The 16,044-nt window shown below is 33.2% G+C and carries 18 protein-coding genes; 12 read left to right on the forward strand and 6 right to left on the reverse strand.

Features of this window, described 5'->3' with window-relative positions:
- Window positions 1-256: 256 nt before the first annotated feature.
- Entirely contained in the window at window positions 257-574 is a 318-nt protein-coding gene (locus tag RM519_RS00610; RefSeq protein WP_311591516.1) for a DUF6787 family protein, read from the reverse strand.
- A 136-nt stretch (window positions 575-710) separates the two neighbouring features.
- Here RM519_RS00610 and RM519_RS00615 point away from each other — a divergent pair, with 136 nt between their 5' ends.
- The 5 genes from RM519_RS00615 to RM519_RS00635 are packed head-to-tail and all read left to right on the forward strand — an operon-like array spanning window position 711 to window position 5,929.
- Window positions 711-2,036, forward strand: a complete 1,326-nt coding sequence (locus RM519_RS00615) for a dicarboxylate/amino acid:cation symporter (protein ID WP_311591517.1) — start codon at window positions 711-713, stop codon at window positions 2,034-2,036.
- Between the two features lie 28 nt (window positions 2,037-2,064).
- Window positions 2,065-3,096: a glutathione synthase gene (gshB, locus tag RM519_RS00620; RefSeq protein WP_311591518.1), complete on the forward strand. Its 1,032-nt coding sequence runs from the start codon at window positions 2,065-2,067 to the stop codon at window positions 3,094-3,096.
- Window positions 3,089-3,922: a sulfurtransferase gene (locus tag RM519_RS00625; protein ID WP_311591519.1), complete on the forward strand. Its 834-nt coding sequence runs from the start codon at window positions 3,089-3,091 to the stop codon at window positions 3,920-3,922. Before gshB ends, RM519_RS00625 begins: the two co-directional genes overlap by 8 nt.
- 32 nt (window positions 3,923-3,954) lie before the next feature.
- Entirely contained in the window at window positions 3,955-4,782 is an 828-nt protein-coding gene (locus RM519_RS00630; protein ID WP_311591520.1) for an N-formylglutamate amidohydrolase, read from the forward strand.
- Between the two features lie 4 nt (window positions 4,783-4,786).
- Entirely contained in the window at window positions 4,787-5,929 is a 1,143-nt protein-coding gene (locus RM519_RS00635; protein WP_311591521.1) for a peptidase MATCAP family protein, read from the forward strand.
- A 1-nt stretch (window position 5,930) separates the two neighbouring features.
- Here RM519_RS00635 and RM519_RS00640 read toward each other — a convergent pair whose 3' ends face one another.
- A complete protein-coding gene (locus tag RM519_RS00640; protein ID WP_311591523.1) occupies window positions 5,931-6,341 on the reverse strand; it encodes a thiol-disulfide oxidoreductase DCC family protein in 411 nt (136 codons plus the stop codon).
- A gap of 102 nt (window positions 6,342-6,443) precedes the next feature.
- Here RM519_RS00640 and RM519_RS00645 point away from each other — a divergent pair, with 102 nt between their 5' ends.
- Genes RM519_RS00645 through RM519_RS00660 form a run of 4 tightly spaced genes read left to right on the forward strand, consistent with a single transcriptional unit; the run spans window position 6,444 to window position 10,767 of the window.
- Entirely contained in the window at window positions 6,444-7,136 is a 693-nt protein-coding gene (locus tag RM519_RS00645; RefSeq protein WP_311591525.1) for an ABC transporter ATP-binding protein, read from the forward strand.
- A gap of 2 nt (window positions 7,137-7,138) precedes the next feature.
- A complete protein-coding gene (locus tag RM519_RS00650; RefSeq protein WP_311591526.1) occupies window positions 7,139-8,368 on the forward strand; it encodes an ABC transporter permease in 1,230 nt (409 codons plus the stop codon).
- Window position 8,369: 1 nt separating this feature from the next.
- Complete coding sequence (locus RM519_RS00655; RefSeq protein WP_311591527.1) at window positions 8,370-9,614, forward strand: ABC transporter permease; 1,245 nt, start codon at window positions 8,370-8,372, stop codon at window positions 9,612-9,614.
- 46 nt (window positions 9,615-9,660) lie between these two features.
- Window positions 9,661-10,767, forward strand: coding sequence for an efflux RND transporter periplasmic adaptor subunit (locus RM519_RS00660; RefSeq protein WP_311591528.1), 1,107 nt, complete (start codon window positions 9,661-9,663; stop codon window positions 10,765-10,767).
- Between the two features lie 64 nt (window positions 10,768-10,831).
- Here RM519_RS00660 and RM519_RS00665 read toward each other — a convergent pair whose 3' ends face one another.
- Window positions 10,832-11,866: an isoaspartyl peptidase/L-asparaginase family protein gene (locus RM519_RS00665; RefSeq protein WP_311591530.1), complete on the reverse strand. Its 1,035-nt coding sequence runs from the start codon at window positions 11,864-11,866 to the stop codon at window positions 10,832-10,834.
- Window positions 11,867-11,990: 124 nt separating this feature from the next.
- Here RM519_RS00665 and RM519_RS00670 point away from each other — a divergent pair, with 124 nt between their 5' ends.
- Complete coding sequence (locus RM519_RS00670; protein WP_311591532.1) at window positions 11,991-12,749, forward strand: hypothetical protein; 759 nt, start codon at window positions 11,991-11,993, stop codon at window positions 12,747-12,749.
- Window positions 12,750-12,821: 72 nt separating this feature from the next.
- On the opposite strand, the gene RM519_RS00675 is transcribed toward RM519_RS00670, so the two are convergent.
- The 3 genes from RM519_RS00675 to RM519_RS00685 all read right to left on the reverse strand — a co-directional run bounded on the left by RM519_RS00675 (window position 12,822) and on the right by RM519_RS00685 (window position 14,125).
- A complete protein-coding gene (locus RM519_RS00675; RefSeq protein ID WP_311591534.1) occupies window positions 12,822-13,079 on the reverse strand; it encodes a DUF6952 family protein in 258 nt (85 codons plus the stop codon).
- A 17-nt stretch (window positions 13,080-13,096) separates the two neighbouring features.
- On the reverse strand, window positions 13,097-13,405 hold the full coding sequence (locus RM519_RS00680; protein ID WP_311592543.1) for a thioredoxin family protein: 309 nt from the start codon (window positions 13,403-13,405) through the stop codon (window positions 13,097-13,099).
- Between the two features lie 81 nt (window positions 13,406-13,486).
- Window positions 13,487-14,125 (reverse strand): peroxiredoxin, encoded by a 639-nt coding sequence (locus RM519_RS00685; protein WP_311591535.1) that lies wholly within the window; start codon window positions 14,123-14,125, stop codon window positions 13,487-13,489.
- Between the two features lie 316 nt (window positions 14,126-14,441).
- On the opposite strand from RM519_RS00685, the gene RM519_RS00690 reads away from it, so the two are divergent.
- Both RM519_RS00690 and RM519_RS00695 read left to right on the forward strand, forming a co-directional pair.
- A complete protein-coding gene (locus RM519_RS00690; protein WP_311591536.1) occupies window positions 14,442-15,827 on the forward strand; it encodes an MATE family efflux transporter in 1,386 nt (461 codons plus the stop codon).
- The gene (locus RM519_RS00695) at window positions 15,814-16,044 is read left to right on the forward strand and encodes a DUF8828 family protein (RefSeq protein ID WP_311591537.1); all 231 of its coding nucleotides are present in this window, start codon (window positions 15,814-15,816) and stop codon (window positions 16,042-16,044) included. The genes RM519_RS00690 and RM519_RS00695 overlap by 14 nt, the downstream gene beginning before the upstream one ends.

Consider the following 16,044-nt stretch of genomic DNA (forward strand, 5'->3'; position numbering starts at 1 on the left):
TAATATTCAAGTTTCCTCCCTCTAGGGAGGATTGAGGTGGATGTTTCAAACAACTTAATGTAAATTTCAACCCCTTTAGATTTGATAATTGTATTTTCCTTATATGTAATGAGACCTTTCGACTGCGCTCAAGGTGACAATAGTTCAACGCAAAAAAATGGTATTAATTAAGGAAAAAATAAAGATTCCTAGTATTGCAGGAAAGACAAGGTATTTTACTCTAGGGTTCTCTCTTGAGGAAGAAATTAGGAGCGTGTTAATCTTCCTCTTCAGGAAAAAAGCGTTTAAAGCCCATTCTTCGTAACATTTTCTTTTCAAAACTCCAGAAAAAGTTAAACTGACCAAATAACCAACCAACTAATGGAAGGGTCAATTGGTAAATTGGGAATATTAAAACAATTCTTAAAAATATATACCAAGCGTATGGCTGCGTGGTTTCGGCATTTATTCCGAAAAAATTTGTAACAGGGCCAGCGACCCAAGCAGCAAATGAACCATTGATTGAAAAAACGACTAAAATTGCGATGATTTGCAAATTAGATGTGATACCCCAACGTTGTTTTAATTTTTCCATTGATAAATTTTGATGCGCAAAAATACGATTTCAAATAAATATTGAAAGAATTTCGTCAACCTTTTTTAGTTTCAATTCTATCTGAAATTTTAAATATTTTGTTACCTTTCAAGGCTTAAAATAAATAAACAACGGAATGAAGAAAATGGCACTACATTGGAAGATATTGATTGGGATGGTACTAGGAATCCTTTTTGGATTGTTAATGACATCATTCGATTGGGGGCAAGGATTTGTTTCTGATTGGATTAAACCAATAGGAAGCATCTTTGTAAAACTTTTAAAGTTAATTGCCGTTCCGTTAATTCTCGCTTCTTTAGTAAAAGGAATTTCAGATTTAAAGGATATATCTAAGTTTAAGAATATTGGTCTTAAAACCATTTCAATTTATATTGGAACGACAGTAATTGCGATCTCTATTGGCTTGTTGTTGGTCAATGTAGTGCAGCCTGGTAATGGAATTTCGGAAGAAACAATAACAAAATTAACCAATACATACGCAAACAATAGCGGCGTGCAAGCAAAAATTGCAGAGGCATCCAAACAAATTAGCTCAGGCCCATTACAGTTTTTGGAAGACATGGTTCCGGACAATGCTATGAAAGCCATGAGCGAAAATAAGTTAATGTTACAAGTTATTTTCTTTACTATTTTCTTAGGTATTTCAATGCTATTAATTGGAGAAGAACGCGCAAAACCGTTAAAGGATTTCTTTGACTCCATGAATGATGTGGTGTTAAAAATGGTTGATTTAATTATGTTGTCAGCACCAATTGCAGTTTTTGCCTTATTGGCTAACGTAGTTGTGTCGTCAGATGATCCGGATATTTTAATAGCCTTGTTATGGTATGCTTTAACTGTTGTTGGAGGATTACTGTTGATGATAGTATTCTATTGTATTTTAGTGGGAGTAATTACTAAGAAAAATCCATTTTGGTTTTTAAAAGAATTATCTCCAGCGCAATTGTTAGCATTTTCTACAAGTTCTAGTGCAGCAACGTTACCAGTAACAATGGAACGTGTAGAGGAACATATTGGCGTAGATAAAGAAGTGTCGAGTTTTGTATTGCCTGTTGGAGCTACAATTAATATGGACGGAACTAGTTTGTACCAAGCTGTGGCGGCGGTGTTTATAGCTCAGGCCTTAAGTTTTGATTTAACCTTTGCCGATCAATTAACAATTATATTAACCGCCCTATTGGCATCTATTGGTTCTGCCGCAGTTCCTGGAGCAGGAATGGTGATGTTGGTAATAGTTTTAGAATCTGTTGGGTTTCCTCCAGAAAAACTAGCGATTGGATTGGCATTAATTTTTGCAGTTGATAGACCGTTAGATATGTTAAGAACAGTTATTAATGTAACTGGTGATGCAACGGTTTCTATGTTGGTTGCCAAATCTGTAGGTAAATTAGGTGATCCTCATGTTGAAGAGTGGGATGATAATTATGATGCAGTGAAATAAAAGATAAAAAGAACAAAATTTAAGGATTATGAATATTTGCTTTTTGATGTATCCTTGGGAAGACATTGACCCGGAAAACGATACGAGTTTAACACTTATACATGAATGTGTAAAACGAAATCATGGAGTTGCGATGTGCACTCCAGAAAGTTTAATGATTCAGAATAGTGTTACCAATGCTTTTTGCAATGTGGTAAATAGGATGGATAAAATTCCAGGTTCTATGAAATCATTTTACAATAAAGCAAAACTTAGAGAAGAAGTGCTGCCTTTGGCTGGTTTTGATGTCATATTTTTTAGGGCAAATCCTCCGCTAGACCCAATCATGCTTAATTTCTTAGACTCTGTAAAGGACGATGTATTTATTGTAAATTCTTTACAAGGAATGCGAGAAGCAAATAACAAATTGTATACAGCCGCATTTGGAGATTCACATAGCAATATAATACCACCCACGCATGTATCTAAAAATAAGCGTGATTTAATTAGGCAAATTAAGGAGTCGAAATCTGATAAAATGATATTAAAACCATTGAATGGATTTGGTGGTTCTGGTGTTATTCTAATCGAAAAATCTGCAAAGTTAAATATCAACTCTTTATTAGATTTTTATATAAACAGCGTTGACGGAAAGTCTAATTACGTGATTCTGCAAGATTATATTGAAGGAGCCGAATTAGGAGATATTAGAATATTATTGTTAAATGGCGAGCCAATTGGTGCGATGAGAAGAGTTCCTGGATCAGACGATCATCGATCAAATGTTTCGGCAGGTGGCTCGGTGCAAAAGCATGCATTGTCAAAAGAAGAAAAAGCATTGTGCAAGCAAATAGGCCCAAAACTTGTAAATGATGGATTGTATTTTGTTGGGATTGACGTGATTGGTGGGAAATTAGTAGAAGTTAACGTAATGAGTCCAGGCGGAATAACTTATATCAATAAAGTATACAAAACAAAATTACAGATAAAAGTGGTAGATTTTGTAGAAAGCAAAGTATTGGATAAACTACAGGCATTTGACAGGCGTTCAAGATTAAGAAAAACAGTAGAGGATGCTTAAAGTGTCGTCTCCAATAGTTTCTGTAGAATGGTTGTCAAAGAACTTGAATCAACCAAACTTGATTGTATTTGATGCCACTATTCAAAAAGTTACCGATAAATCGAGTACAAATGGTGACTTGTCGTATATAAAAAACGCACTGTTTTTCGATATTAAAAAAGAATTTTCGGTACAAGGAGTAGCATTCCCAAATACAATGTTAACTGCTAAGGAATTTCAAGAGAAGTCTAGATCATACGGCGTTAATAATGACAGTTGCATAGTTGTATATGATAGGTATGGATATTATTCATGCGCAAGAGTTTGGTGGATGTTTAAGTCTATGGGATTTGAAAATATTGCCGTATTAGATGGTGGTTTACCGGCTTGGAATGAAGCCAAATTACCTATTCAAAGTAAAGCGAATACTGCTATTAAAAAAGGAGATTTTATCGCAAAATATAAACCAGGAATGATTCATGATCATGTACCTGTTTTAAAAGCAATAGATGATTTTGGGATAGGGATAATTGATGCAAGAGGATCAAGTCGTTTTAATGCCCTGGTTGAAGAGCCTAGACCAGGATTAAGAAGTGGACATATTCCAAACTCAAAGAACTTACCTTATACCGATTTGTTAGATGGAGTTAAAATGAAATCAGAAAACGAATTGAAAACATTGTTTGGAATGGTAAAGAATAAACAGATAATTTTTTCTTGTGGTTCTGGTATAACCGCCTGTGTTTTGGCTTTAGGAGCTGAAATAGCAGGAATTGAAAACAAATCTGTTTATGATGGTTCTTGGACAGAATGGGGGAGTTTAACTGAATTACCAATTGAAAAATAATTGTTAGACTTAAAACTGACAAATTCCATAATATGCTACGCCTTTCAATAAATGAGATCATTAATAAAATTAACTCAAAAGAAACTTTTGAGGCTGTAACTGATGATTATTCGTTTACTATTAAAATTGAACAATACGTTCATTTAGTTTGCGCTGCTGTACATGATGGCCATCAGTTTAGGAAGTCTTTATGGAGTAATTGTTTGCATTCTGAATATGATCGTTGGTTCGAAGAAGATCCATGCACTAAAGAAATGATTCAAACATTTCCTATTGTAATTGCCGGTTGTGATTCTAGGTTCGAATATGATTTAAATAGGGCACCGGAAGCAGCAATTTATGATGATGCTTGGGGAAAAAAACTTTGGAAAAAGCAACTTCCAATAAAGGAACGAGACTTGAGTTTGGCAAAACATACTAGTTTTTATAAAGTTGTTCACGCATTATTGAATCAATTAGAAATGATGTTTCAGTCTGTTTTAGTGGTAGATATGCATTCTTATAATTGGAAACGATGGGATAGGGAAGTACCTACTTTTAATATTGGTTCTGCTAATGTGGATAACGATCGCTTTGGTGAAGATGTTCAATTATGGAGAGAATTATTGAGTAAAATGATTTTACCAAATGGAATTAAAAGTACTTCATTAATTAATGACACCTTTCAAGGTAATGGTTATTTTTTGAAATATATTACGTCAAATTTCAGCAATAGTTTAGTCTTAGCGACGGAAGTTAAGAAGATTTATTGTGACGAATTAGATCAAATTATGTTTCCTGAAGTGGTACGTGGTATTGAAGAGGGATTGAAAGAAATACTACCTAAGTTTGTTTCCGATTTTAGGTTGAAACAAGGATGATTATATGAGTATGACACAGGAAAAAGTATTACTGAAAATTGATAAGCAGATTGATGAATTGGTTAAGAAAATTGAATTACTCAACTATATCAATCCTCTAAATATTGAAAAACAACGAAAGAAATTCTTCAAGTCAAATTTCACAATTGAGCCAAAGTTCAAATATCCGAAAGTCGATTTTGACACATTTGAATTGCAACGTTCTTTATTTGCAATTGAAATAAATGATATTGAAGATGAGGTTGTTAGGAAGTTATATGAAGATATTATTTATGAATATTCTGGTTTAATTGAGTGTATAGATACAATTGGGCAAGGCAAGAAGTTTTACTATAACAGTTTAAGAAGTTTCGGAACTCCTACTGAAAAGGATGTAGAAAACGCGAAATTCATCCTTCATTTTAAAGATGAAGAAGCTGAAAATGAAGAGGCTACTTTCGATGTTTGCAAAACGGAAGAACAGTTTAGAAATTACTCAGAGCGATATGATTTCACCTACACCATAAAACATTCTGATAAATTATCAGCTATTGCTATGGTATTAAACAATGACCAGACCTTAGTATTAAATTCAGGGCATTTATTTACACAAAATGACATTGATATCTTAACCAATCATGAAATAGGGGTGCATATGGTAACCACTATGAATGGACTTCTAAATCCATTAAAGATATTTTCACATGGATTTCCAAATAATACGGAGACGCAAGAAGGCTTGGCTGTGTTCTCAGAATACATGTCAGACAGTTTAAATATGAGAAGATTAAAGCGCATAGCCTATCGCGTTTTGGCTGTGGATTCTTTGGCTAAAGGGTATTCTTTTTCAGAAACTTTTAGAATGCTTAGAAATTATGGTATGAAAAAGAAAGATGCCTTTACCGTTAGTGTTCGCGTTCATAGAGGAGGTGGATTTACAAAAGACTATTTGTATCTAACGGGGTTGCAAAAAGTATACGCATATTATAAATCAGGTAAAGATTTAAGTCCTCTTTTAACGGGTAAGGTAACGTTGGAATACTTGAATGAGATTAACTATTTAATCAAAAACTCCTATGCTAAAGAGTCTATACATATTACTGATTCTTACGCTAAAAATGACAACAGTAAGGAAACACTAACCTATATATTAGATAATTTTAAGTAGGTCAATTTAAAAATCGACTCTTTATTTCTGGAGTTGGTATCATGCACTCATCTTTTTTACCATACCACTTGTATCGGTTTTTAGCAATATAGTCATATACCCAATTTCTAATTGGTTTAGGCACAACCCAAAAGATAATTGCTAAAGAATAAAACCTACCCAAAAGTTTGCCAATTCTTAATATGGCAGATGATTTTGTGTAAAGGTGGTCCTTATGAATTAAAAAAATCGAACCTAAATCAGAATTATTTTTTGAAAACTGTAACAATATTTCCTTCGCGGCGTCTGATTGTATAGAAGCGAATATAAATTGTTTGTTTTTGTCTTTTTTTAAGACAAATTGTACGGATGAATTGCAAAGATTGCAAATACCGTCAAAGAGGATTAATGGTTGTGGAGTAATTTTTTTCACATTACAAAGTTACAAAAGCTTTTTCCATTCGTCTTTTAACAAAACCTTAATATAAAGTGAGGTTCGAAATATTATTTTCGTTTTTTAATAAACTAATCAACTATGATCAAAATAAAAGGACTTCATAAATCCTACCCAATGGGGAAAGATTCTTTACATGTATTAAAAGGATTGGATTTACATATAAAAGAAGGGGAGTTTGTTTCTATTATGGGTTCTTCCGGTTCTGGAAAATCTACACTTTTAAATATTGTTGGATTATTAGATATTCATGATGAAGGCGAATACCATCTAAATGGTCAACTTATCGAAAAATTAGATGAGAAAAAGGCAGCAATTCTTAGGAATAAATTCTTGGGGTTCGTATTTCAGTCATTTAATTTGATTTCTTACAAATCTGCTATAGAAAATGTTGCTTTACCCTTGTATTATGCAGGAGTTAGTAGGAAAGAACGATTAAAGACGGCAATGGATTATTTGGACAAAGTTGGATTAAAAGAATGGGCAAATCATTTGCCAAATGAACTATCTGGAGGACAAAAGCAGCGTGTAGCAATTGCTAGGGCATTAGTTACAAAGCCTAAAGTTGTTTTGGCTGATGAGCCTACTGGAGCATTGGACTCAACAACTACAGATTCTGTAATGGATTTGTTAAAAGAGATTAATGATGAAGGAATGACCGTGTTTGTAATTACGCATGAAGAAGAGGTAGCGGAACAGACGAAACGAGTGGTTCGTTTAAAAGATGGTGTAATTATAAGTGATGAAGTTATAACGCCAAAAGTAACCGTTTAGTTATGTTCGATATAGATCGCTGGAGAGAAATCTTTGAAGCCATAAACAAGAATAAACTTAGAACCATTTTATCTGGTTTTACAATCGCATTTGCAATCCTAATATTCACTTTACTTTTTGGAATTGGAAATGGATTAAAACATACTTTTGAAAGAGAGTTTGCAGGGGACTCCATGCTTTCAATTTATTTATGGCCAGGTAGAACCACTAAGCCATATAAAGGATTACAAAGTGGAAGACGTATTCAATTTAGAAATGATGATTATAAATTTATTATGGATGAATATGAAAGCAGTATCAATTCCATGAGTCCTAGAATTATAAGACAATCCCAAGTTACGTATCAAAATAATCAGAACTCTTATCAAGTAAGAGCAGTTTACCCGAGTTATCAGGGATTGGAGTCTTTAGAGATGAGAGATGGTAGATTTATTAATATGTTAGATTTGGATAGAAGGTCTAAGGTTGCCATAATCGGAAGGTTAGTAGAGATTGATCTTTTCGGCCAATTAAGCGGTATGGGTAAAAACATAAATGTAAATGGAATTTCATTTAAAGTTATAGGTGTATTTACAGACCCGGGAGGAGATAATGATGAACGCTATATTTATACGCCTTTCTCTACTATTCAGCATTTATACGGGAATACTGATCATGTTGATGCTTTCGGGTTACTTTATAATCCAAAAATGAGTGTTGATGAAGCGATTACATTTGGTAATAGATTGGAGAGGAAAATGAAGGAGAGGCACATGGTAAGTCCTAATGATAATAGAGGAATTAGGGTGAATAACTATGCCGAAGGAAATCGAAATGTATCACAATTTATGATGGTATTAAATTTCATTATTTTGTTTATTGGAATTGGAACACTAATAGCCGGTGTAATTGGCATTAGTAATATTATGGTTTATATAGTTAAAGAAAGAACTAAGGAATTAGGTGTCAGAAAGGCATTGGGTGCCACTCCTAGATCTATAATAACTATGATTATGATGGAGTCGGTTCTAATTACGGCAATTGCTGGGTATGTTGGGCTATTAATTGGAACTACAATTTTAGAAAGTATTGGAAATGGTTTAGAATCGTATTTTATAATAAATCCAAGTGTAGAAACATATGTTGTTGTTGGAGCAACAATAGTATTGATAATTGCAGGAATGATTGCTGGCTATATACCTGCAAAACGAGCGGCCAGAATTAAACCAATTGTAGCCTTAAGAGACGAGTAGTATGAAGATATTTATTTTTGACAGAGATACATGGCAAGAAATTTACGGAAGTATTCGTAAAAATAAATTGCGCACAGGAATTACGATCGTTGGTGTAATGTGGGGAATATTTCTTTTAGTTGTTCTTTTAGGAGCCGCAAAAGGAATGGAGAATAATTTCAATAAAATGTTCGGAAATTTTGCTACTAACAGCGTTTTTATTTGGGGACAGCAAACCAGTGAGCCTTTTAAAGGATTTCAAGCGGGTAAAAGGATTGACCTTAAAATGTCTGATGTAGAAAACTTAAGAAGGGAAATTGACGGTATTGAAATGGTAGTTCCGAGGCATCGTTCTCAAAGTTTAGTTGTAAAGGACTTTAAATCAGGAAATATTGGGATTTTTGGAGATTTTCCAGAATTTGACAAGGTTCAAAAGGTAAATTTAGAATATGGTCGATTTATTAATGATGATGATATTTTAAATAAACGAAAAGTTTGTGTTATTGAGGATGAAACGTATAAGCAATTGTTTGACGTTGGAGAGCAAGCGATTGGACAATACATAAAAATTAATGATGTAAATTATTTAGTTGTAGGTCATTACAAAAATAAAATGCAAATGGGAGGCCCTGGAGGTGGTATTCACATCCCATTTTCTACATTCAGTCAAGTTTACAATAGAGGAGATGGTATTGGATGGATGATGGTAACAGGGAAAATGGATTATGATATTAAGCAAATGGAAGCCGACGCTAAGTTAATGTTGCGAAATTTGCATAGAGTGCATCCAGAAGATGAGCGCGCATTTGGTAGTTTTAATTTAGGAAATGAAATCAAGAAAATAACTGGTTTTTTAACTGGAATGCAATTTCTTACTTGGTTTGTTGGTATAGCAACCTTAATAGCAGGTGTATTTGCCATTGGAAATATATTATTAATTACGGTTAAAGAAAGAACCCAGGAAATTGGGATTAGAAGAGCCTTAGGAGCAAAGCCTGGAGAGATTCGAAAGCAAATTGTTTTGGAGTCTATTTTTTTGACAACAATAGCCGGATCGTTAGGAATTATTTTTGGAGGGTTAATTTTAATGATAATTGATGCGACATTAACTGGAGGAGAAAACCCTGTATTAAACAACCCAACAGTGAACATACCGGTAGTAATGATTGCCTATGGATTTTTAGTAGTTATGGGAACAATGATAGGTCTAATTCCTGCTCAAGTTGCTGTAAGTGTTAGGCCAATAGAAGCCTTAAGAGACGAATAAATATAAATTGAATATAAATAATCAACAAGAATAAATAATCAAGCACATGAAAAAAATTTTAATCTTTGGTACAATTGCGGTATTGTTAATAGTCGTACTTCTTTGGTTTGGAAAAAAGAATAAAGCCTCTGTTATAGAATATACTACAGATAAATTAATAACTGCTACAATAGAGAATAAAACAGTTGCTACTGGTAAAGTTGTTCCTTTAGAGGAAGTGGAGATAAAGCCAAATATTTCAGGAATTATTGATGAAATCTTCTTAGAAGAAGGTGTTATCGTGAAAAAAGGTGATTTAATTGCAACGGTTAGAGTCGTTCCAAACGAACAGTCTTTAAATGCTGCAAAAGGAAGAATTAGTAGTGTTGAAATTCAAGTTAATAATGCAAGAATCTCTTACGAAAGAAGTAAGTCATTATTTGATAAAGGTGTAATTCCCCGTCAAGAATTTGAAAATTCAGAATTGGCCTACGACCGTTCTAAACAAGATTTAGCCAATGCTCAATCAGATTATCAGATTATTCTAAAAGGGTCGGCTGGTTCTTCTGGTATGGCAAACACTAATATAAGAGCTACAACAACGGGGATGATTTTAGAAATCCCAGTAAAGGAAGGATATCAAGTTATTCAAGCAAATAATTTTAATGCCGGAACTACGATAGCTTCTATTGCAGATATGAGTAAAATGATTTTTGAAGGAAAAGTTGATGAAGCTGAAGTAGGTAAACTTTCTGTAGGAATTGATTTAGAAGTTGGATTAGGGGCTATTGAAGAGAAAAAATTCCCGGCAGAATTAACTTTTATTGCTCCTAAAGGAACTGAGGAAAATGGTGCAGTACAATTTAAGATTAAAGCGGATGTTGAATTAGATGAGGACTACTTTGTCCGTGCTAATTATAGTGCAAATGCTGATATTGTTTTAGAAAAAAAGGATAGTATTTTAGCAATAAAGGAATCGCTTTTACAATTTGACAAAAAAACGGAAAAGCCATATGTTGAGATTAAAACTGGAGAAGGTGTATTTGAAAGAAGGGATGTAGAAATTGGCCTGTCGGATGGTATAAACGCCGAATTAATTAGCGGTGTTACTGAAGAGGATGAAATTAAAGTTTGGAATAAAGCATCAAAAGACAACGATAATAACAATAACTAGTTTAGTTTTTTGGAAAAAAAAAGCATCCAATTTGGATGCTTTTTTTTTTAATATTTGATAGAGTTTACTTGTATATAGCAATTTCAATCTCACCTTGTGCATTCATATGTGCTCTGTACATTCCTGCTGTATTGAACTCCATAGCAACATTACCATCTTTATCAATTGCAATAATTCCACCAGTTCCACCTAGTTTAGTCAATTTTTCTTGAATTACTTCTGAAGCGGCATTTTGTAAGGTACTTCCTTTATATTCCATCATTGCAGAAATATCATATGCTACCATTCCTCTTATAAAATATTCTCCCCAACCGGTAGATGATACGGCACAAGTTGCGTTGTTGGCATAAGTTCCTGCTCCAATAATTGGTGCGTCTCCAATTCTATCCCATTTTTTATTTGTCATTCCACCTGTTGAAGTTCCAGCAGCAAGATTTCCATTTTTATCCAACGCCACACAACCTACAGTTCCAAACTTGTTATTTTTAATAAATGGATCCATAAAAGCAATTTCTTTGGCGTTTGATGTTTTCTCTTTTTCCTTTACTCGTTGCAATGAATTAAATCGTCGCTCGGTATAAAAATAAGAAGGGTTGATTTGCTCAACACCTTGTTCCGCAGCAAAAGTTTCTGCGCCCTTGCCTGCAAGCATTACATGAGGTGAATCGTTCATTACAGAAACAGCCAAATTAATTGGGTTTTTAACATTGCTAACTCCAGCAACGGCGCCGGCGTTCAATGTATGTCCTTCCATAATTGAAGCGTCTAATTGATTAGTTTCGTCATTTGCAAATACGGCTCCCCTTCCGGCGTTAAATAATGGAGAATTTTCCATGACATTAATTGTGGCAGTAATTGCATCAACAGAGGTGCCACCATTCTCTAAAATAGCATGACCGGTTGTTATGGCTTCTTTAAGTTTGTTTTTGTAAGCAGTTTCTAAAGAATCGCTCATGTTCTTTTTTAAGATGGTTCCGGCACCACCATGAATTACAATTCCGAATGCTTCTTTGTTTGTTTTTGGTTTTGATTTGGTTTCATTTTCCGCGCAACTAATTAATAGAAGTATCGAAAATAAACTTAGGATAAAATGTTTCATTTGTTTAATTATTTGATACGTGCAAAGTAGTATTTTATAATCAGAATTTCAATTGAATCTATTCTATTAAATTAGTAGAGTTAATTACCAATAAAACAAGGTTTTAAAATATTTCCTATATTTAATGTCACCAAACTACATTGTTATTAATAGATATACTTCCATATTAAACCATAGAACGATTATTGCAATGGTTATGGCAATTGCCACGACTTTTTTTGCGTTTGAATTAAACATTCATTTTAATATTGACATTACTTTGATAAGTATTGCAATCATTTTCCCTTTGGTATTTACCATTCGAGGTTCTTTTAGAAGAAGGGAAAAAGCATTGGAGCATTTAAGCCAGTTTAGGAGTGCACTTAAAACGCTTAATTATTTAGTAAAAGAAAATAATTCTTTAAATGAAGAGGAGAAAACACGGATAATAAATGTGCTACAAGAAATTAGTGACGAAACAATAAAACATCTTAAGAGGAGTAGTTATGATACTTCACAACTTGATGAGACGCTGCATAAAGTAACTATTTTTATCAACGGAAGGGCTGAAGTAATTAGTGAAAGATTTAGAAGTAAGATCTTTAGATTTATGAGTGATTTACACGAGGCGGTAGATAATTTACATGCTATTCACGTTCATAGAACACCGATTAGTTTAAAAGCATACTGCAAAATATTCATTTATATTTTCCCTTTAATTTATGCTCCAATAATTATAGATAATGTCGGCTTAGACAAGTCGCAATGGATTGTGTATTTTATTGTTTTGGTAACGGAATATATTTTGATTTCATTGTATAATATCCAGGATCAATTAGAATATCCCTTTGATGATAATGGGTTGGACGATATTAAATTAGATATCTTTAGATTGAATCGTTAATGTTTCGGGTCTGACCTAAACCAAAAAACCCCCAAATTTCTTTGAGAGTTTTAAAGTTTTTTTAATCAAATATTACTGATCTATAGAACCCAATACACGTTTCATAAAACCATTCATCGCATCACGTTTTGATACTCCATTCTTCATTTCTCCATGAACCTCTAAGGCTCCATACATATTAGATATCAATTCTCCAATTACATCCAATTCCTCATCTTTTAAAGAAGATACTTCTGTCAAATCTTCTAGAACTTCTAAGGTTTCTTTGATATAATCCTCGTCATTATTTTCAATAAAAGTTGTTAAATGTTTTATTACTGGTATTTTCATCGTTCCTAATTTATAAATTAAACAACTTCTGTAACTAATTCTTTCAATACATCAAACTTGTTTGTTTGAATTTGATTTACTTTGGCACCATTAGAAAATGTTGCAAAAGTTGGTAAATTATCTACAGATGCTAACTTTCGTGAATTTGGAAATTTTTCGGCATCCACAATTACAAAAGTTGTAGATTCATTTTCTGAAGCCAATTTTTTAAACTTTGGTTTCATAATTCTACAATTTCCACACCAGGTGGCAGAATATTGCACAACTACTTTATCATTTTCTGAAATGATTTGCTCTAAATTATCTTGATTCAATTCTGTTAACATAATTTTTAATTTTAAGGGTTGTTTCGATGTATCGAATCCAAACTCTTGGTTGTTTAACCAAGAGTTTGGCAATAATTATTTTTAGTGACTTGCTAAATATTCAGCAGTACTATTTCTGTCTGCGCTCATAGCATCTTTTCCTTCTTCCCAGTTTGCAGGACAAACCTCACCTTTTTCTTGAACATGTGTATATGCATCGATCAATCTTAAGTATTCGTTTACATTTCTTCCAAGTGGCATGTCATTTACACTTTCGTGGAAAATCTTTCCATCTTCATCAACTAAATAAGTTGCTCTAAATGTAACATTAGAACCAGAAATTTGGATGGTGTTAGACTCTTCATCAAAAGTTTCAGTTTCAATATCTAAAATTCCTAAAACGCTAGATAAGTTTCTAGTTGTATCTGCTAATAATGGGTAAGTTACACCTTCAATTCCACCGTTATCTTTTGCAGTATTTAACCAAGCAAAGTGAACTTCATTTGTATCACAAGAAGCACCGATAACAATCGTATTTCTTTTTTCAAATTCACCTAAAGCTGCTTGAAATGCGTGTAATTCTGTCGGACAAACAAAAGTGAAATCTTTTGGGTACCAAAACAATAATACTTTTTTACCTTTTTTAGTCGCTTCTTCAAAAACATTGATTCTTAAGTTATCACCCATTTCTGAGATTGCGTCTACTTCAATGTTTGGAAATTTTTTACCAACTAATGCCATAATTTTATATTTTAATGATTTATAATTTTTCTACTGCAAATTTACTTAATATCTCTAGTATTTATCTTTTGTATTCATTCTAATATTTTATCTAATTATAAATATTATTTATTGCAATGGGTGCTAACTATTATTTAAGATTATACTACAAAAATAACCATTTATATTCTTTAAAAACACGGCATTTAGAGTCGGTTTTTAGTTTAGCATGTTCATTTGGCTTGTCTGATTTTACTTAGGTTTTAAACGAAGTAAATAATAGTTTAATTAACTTCATAGAATAGTTGTATTTTCGCAAGTCCTAAACCATTCTATCTTGAATTTAAGACAATACACGTCAGAATTTAAAGCAAATCTAAAACTAGCATCGCCAGTGATGTTAGGAATGCTGGGACATACATTTGTAGGATTGGTAGATAACATAATGGTTGGTCAACTTGGTACTGCAGAATTAGCAGCTGTGTCTTTAGGGAATAGTTTCATTTTTGTCGCAATGTCATTGGGTATTGGTTTTTCGACAGCCATAACACCTTTAGTTGCGGAGGCTGATGCTGCGAACGACCCCAAACGAGCAAAATCCGCATTTAAACATGGATTGTTTCTTTGTTCCGCTTTGGGAATAGCTTTGTTTTTAATGACCTTATTGGCCAAGCCATTAATGTATCATATGGAGCAACCAGAAGAAGTTGTTGCATTGGCAATACCATATTTAGAATTAGTTGCATTTTCTTTATTTCCATTAATTGTTTTTCAAGGAATAAAGCAATTTTCTGATGGATTGTCGTTGACAAAATACCCAATGTATGCTACCTTATTAGCGAACATTGTTAATATAGCATTAAACTATGCACTAATTTTTGGGAAATTTGGATTACCACAAATGGGAATTGTAGGGGCCGCTGTTGGAACATTAGTCTCGAGATTTGTAATGTGGTTCTATCTTTGGTGGTTGCTTCGTGGTAAAGAAAAATCAAAAGCATTGGTTACCAATATTAAGTTGTTTGTGTTAGACTTAAGCATGATAAAAAAAATATTAAGCCTTGGGTTTCCAAGTGCAATGCAAATGTTTTTTGAAGTAGGTATTTTTACTGCTGCCATATGGTTGAGTGGAGTTCTTGGAAAAAATCCACAAGCAGCAAATCAAATAGCATTGAATATGGCGTCAATGACCTTTATGGTCGCTATGGGATTAAGTGTAACAGCAATGATCCGAGTGGGGAACCAGAAAGGGTTTAAAAATTATAAAGATTTAAGAAGAATAGCCTTTTCAATTTTCTTTTTGACCACCATATTTGAAGTGATTTTTGCACTGTTTTTCTTGGCCTTCCATCAAATACTTCCAACTTTATATGTAGATATGGGCGATGCTATGAATTTGGCGGATAATACAGAAGTAGTGTCTATAGCTGCCAAATTATTATTAGCAGCGGCAATATTCCAGATTTCAGATGGACTCCAAGTTGTAGCGCTAGGTGCCTTAAGAGGATTGCAAGATGTTATGATTCCAACTGTGTTAACATTTATATCATATTGGGCAATAGGTTTTCCTGTAAGTTATTATTTGGGTTTAAAGGCAGGTTATGGAAGTTTTGGAATATGGATAGGATTATTAGCTGGCCTAACAGCAGCAGGAATTTTATTATTTTGGAGATTCAATTATTTAACAAATAAACTAATTAGAGAACATCATGGAACTACCTAAATTTTTAATGGGAGACAATACAGATCATAAGGACGATATTTTTGTAATACATACTGAATACCCAAGATTTATTATCAATTTGGTTGATGATGAAATAGAATGGTTAGAAGTGTTTAAAGAGGCAGATGAAGATATATTAGCAGGTGAAGTAGCGAGATTAATTGAAGATGCCAGTGCCTTTTATGATCGAGAAATGGAACGTTACCAAGAGGAGTAG

The sequence above is a fragment of the Urechidicola vernalis genome, assembly GCF_031846385.1.
GTDB classification, from domain to species: Bacteria; Bacteroidota; Bacteroidia; order Flavobacteriales; family Flavobacteriaceae; genus Urechidicola; species Urechidicola vernalis.

What these genes read in the sequence shown, in the direction of transcription:
- RM519_RS00610 (WP_311591516.1), bottom strand. Translation starts at nt 574, where the DNA reads ATGGAAAAATTAAAACAACGTTGGGGTATCACATCTAATTTGCAAATC.
- gshB (WP_311591518.1), top strand. Translation starts at nt 2,065, where the DNA reads ATGAATATTTGCTTTTTGATGTATCCTTGGGAAGACATTGACCCGGAA.
- RM519_RS00665 (WP_311591530.1), bottom strand. Translation starts at nt 11,866, where the DNA reads ATGAAACATTTTATCCTAAGTTTATTTTCGATACTTCTATTAATTAGT.
- RM519_RS00655 (WP_311591527.1), top strand. Translation starts at nt 8,370, where the DNA reads ATGAAGATATTTATTTTTGACAGAGATACATGGCAAGAAATTTACGGA.
- RM519_RS00685 (WP_311591535.1), bottom strand. Translation starts at nt 14,125, where the DNA reads ATGGCATTAGTTGGTAAAAAATTTCCAAACATTGAAGTAGACGCAATC.
- RM519_RS00630 (WP_311591520.1), top strand. Translation starts at nt 3,955, where the DNA reads ATGCTACGCCTTTCAATAAATGAGATCATTAATAAAATTAACTCAAAA.
- RM519_RS00635 (WP_311591521.1), top strand. Translation starts at nt 4,787, where the DNA reads ATGAGTATGACACAGGAAAAAGTATTACTGAAAATTGATAAGCAGATT.
- RM519_RS00625 (WP_311591519.1), top strand. Translation starts at nt 3,089, where the DNA reads ATGCTTAAAGTGTCGTCTCCAATAGTTTCTGTAGAATGGTTGTCAAAG.
- RM519_RS00670 (WP_311591532.1), top strand. Translation starts at nt 11,991, where the DNA reads ATGTCACCAAACTACATTGTTATTAATAGATATACTTCCATATTAAAC.
- RM519_RS00645 (WP_311591525.1), top strand. Translation starts at nt 6,444, where the DNA reads ATGATCAAAATAAAAGGACTTCATAAATCCTACCCAATGGGGAAAGAT.
- RM519_RS00650 (WP_311591526.1), top strand. Translation starts at nt 7,139, where the DNA reads ATGTTCGATATAGATCGCTGGAGAGAAATCTTTGAAGCCATAAACAAG.
- RM519_RS00680 (WP_311592543.1), bottom strand. Translation starts at nt 13,405, where the DNA reads ATGTTAACAGAATTGAATCAAGATAATTTAGAGCAAATCATTTCAGAA.
- RM519_RS00675 (WP_311591534.1), bottom strand. Translation starts at nt 13,079, where the DNA reads ATGAAAATACCAGTAATAAAACATTTAACAACTTTTATTGAAAATAAT.
- RM519_RS00615 (WP_311591517.1), top strand. Translation starts at nt 711, where the DNA reads ATGAAGAAAATGGCACTACATTGGAAGATATTGATTGGGATGGTACTA.
- RM519_RS00660 (WP_311591528.1), top strand. Translation starts at nt 9,661, where the DNA reads ATGAAAAAAATTTTAATCTTTGGTACAATTGCGGTATTGTTAATAGTC.
- RM519_RS00695 (WP_311591537.1), top strand. Translation starts at nt 15,814, where the DNA reads ATGGAACTACCTAAATTTTTAATGGGAGACAATACAGATCATAAGGAC.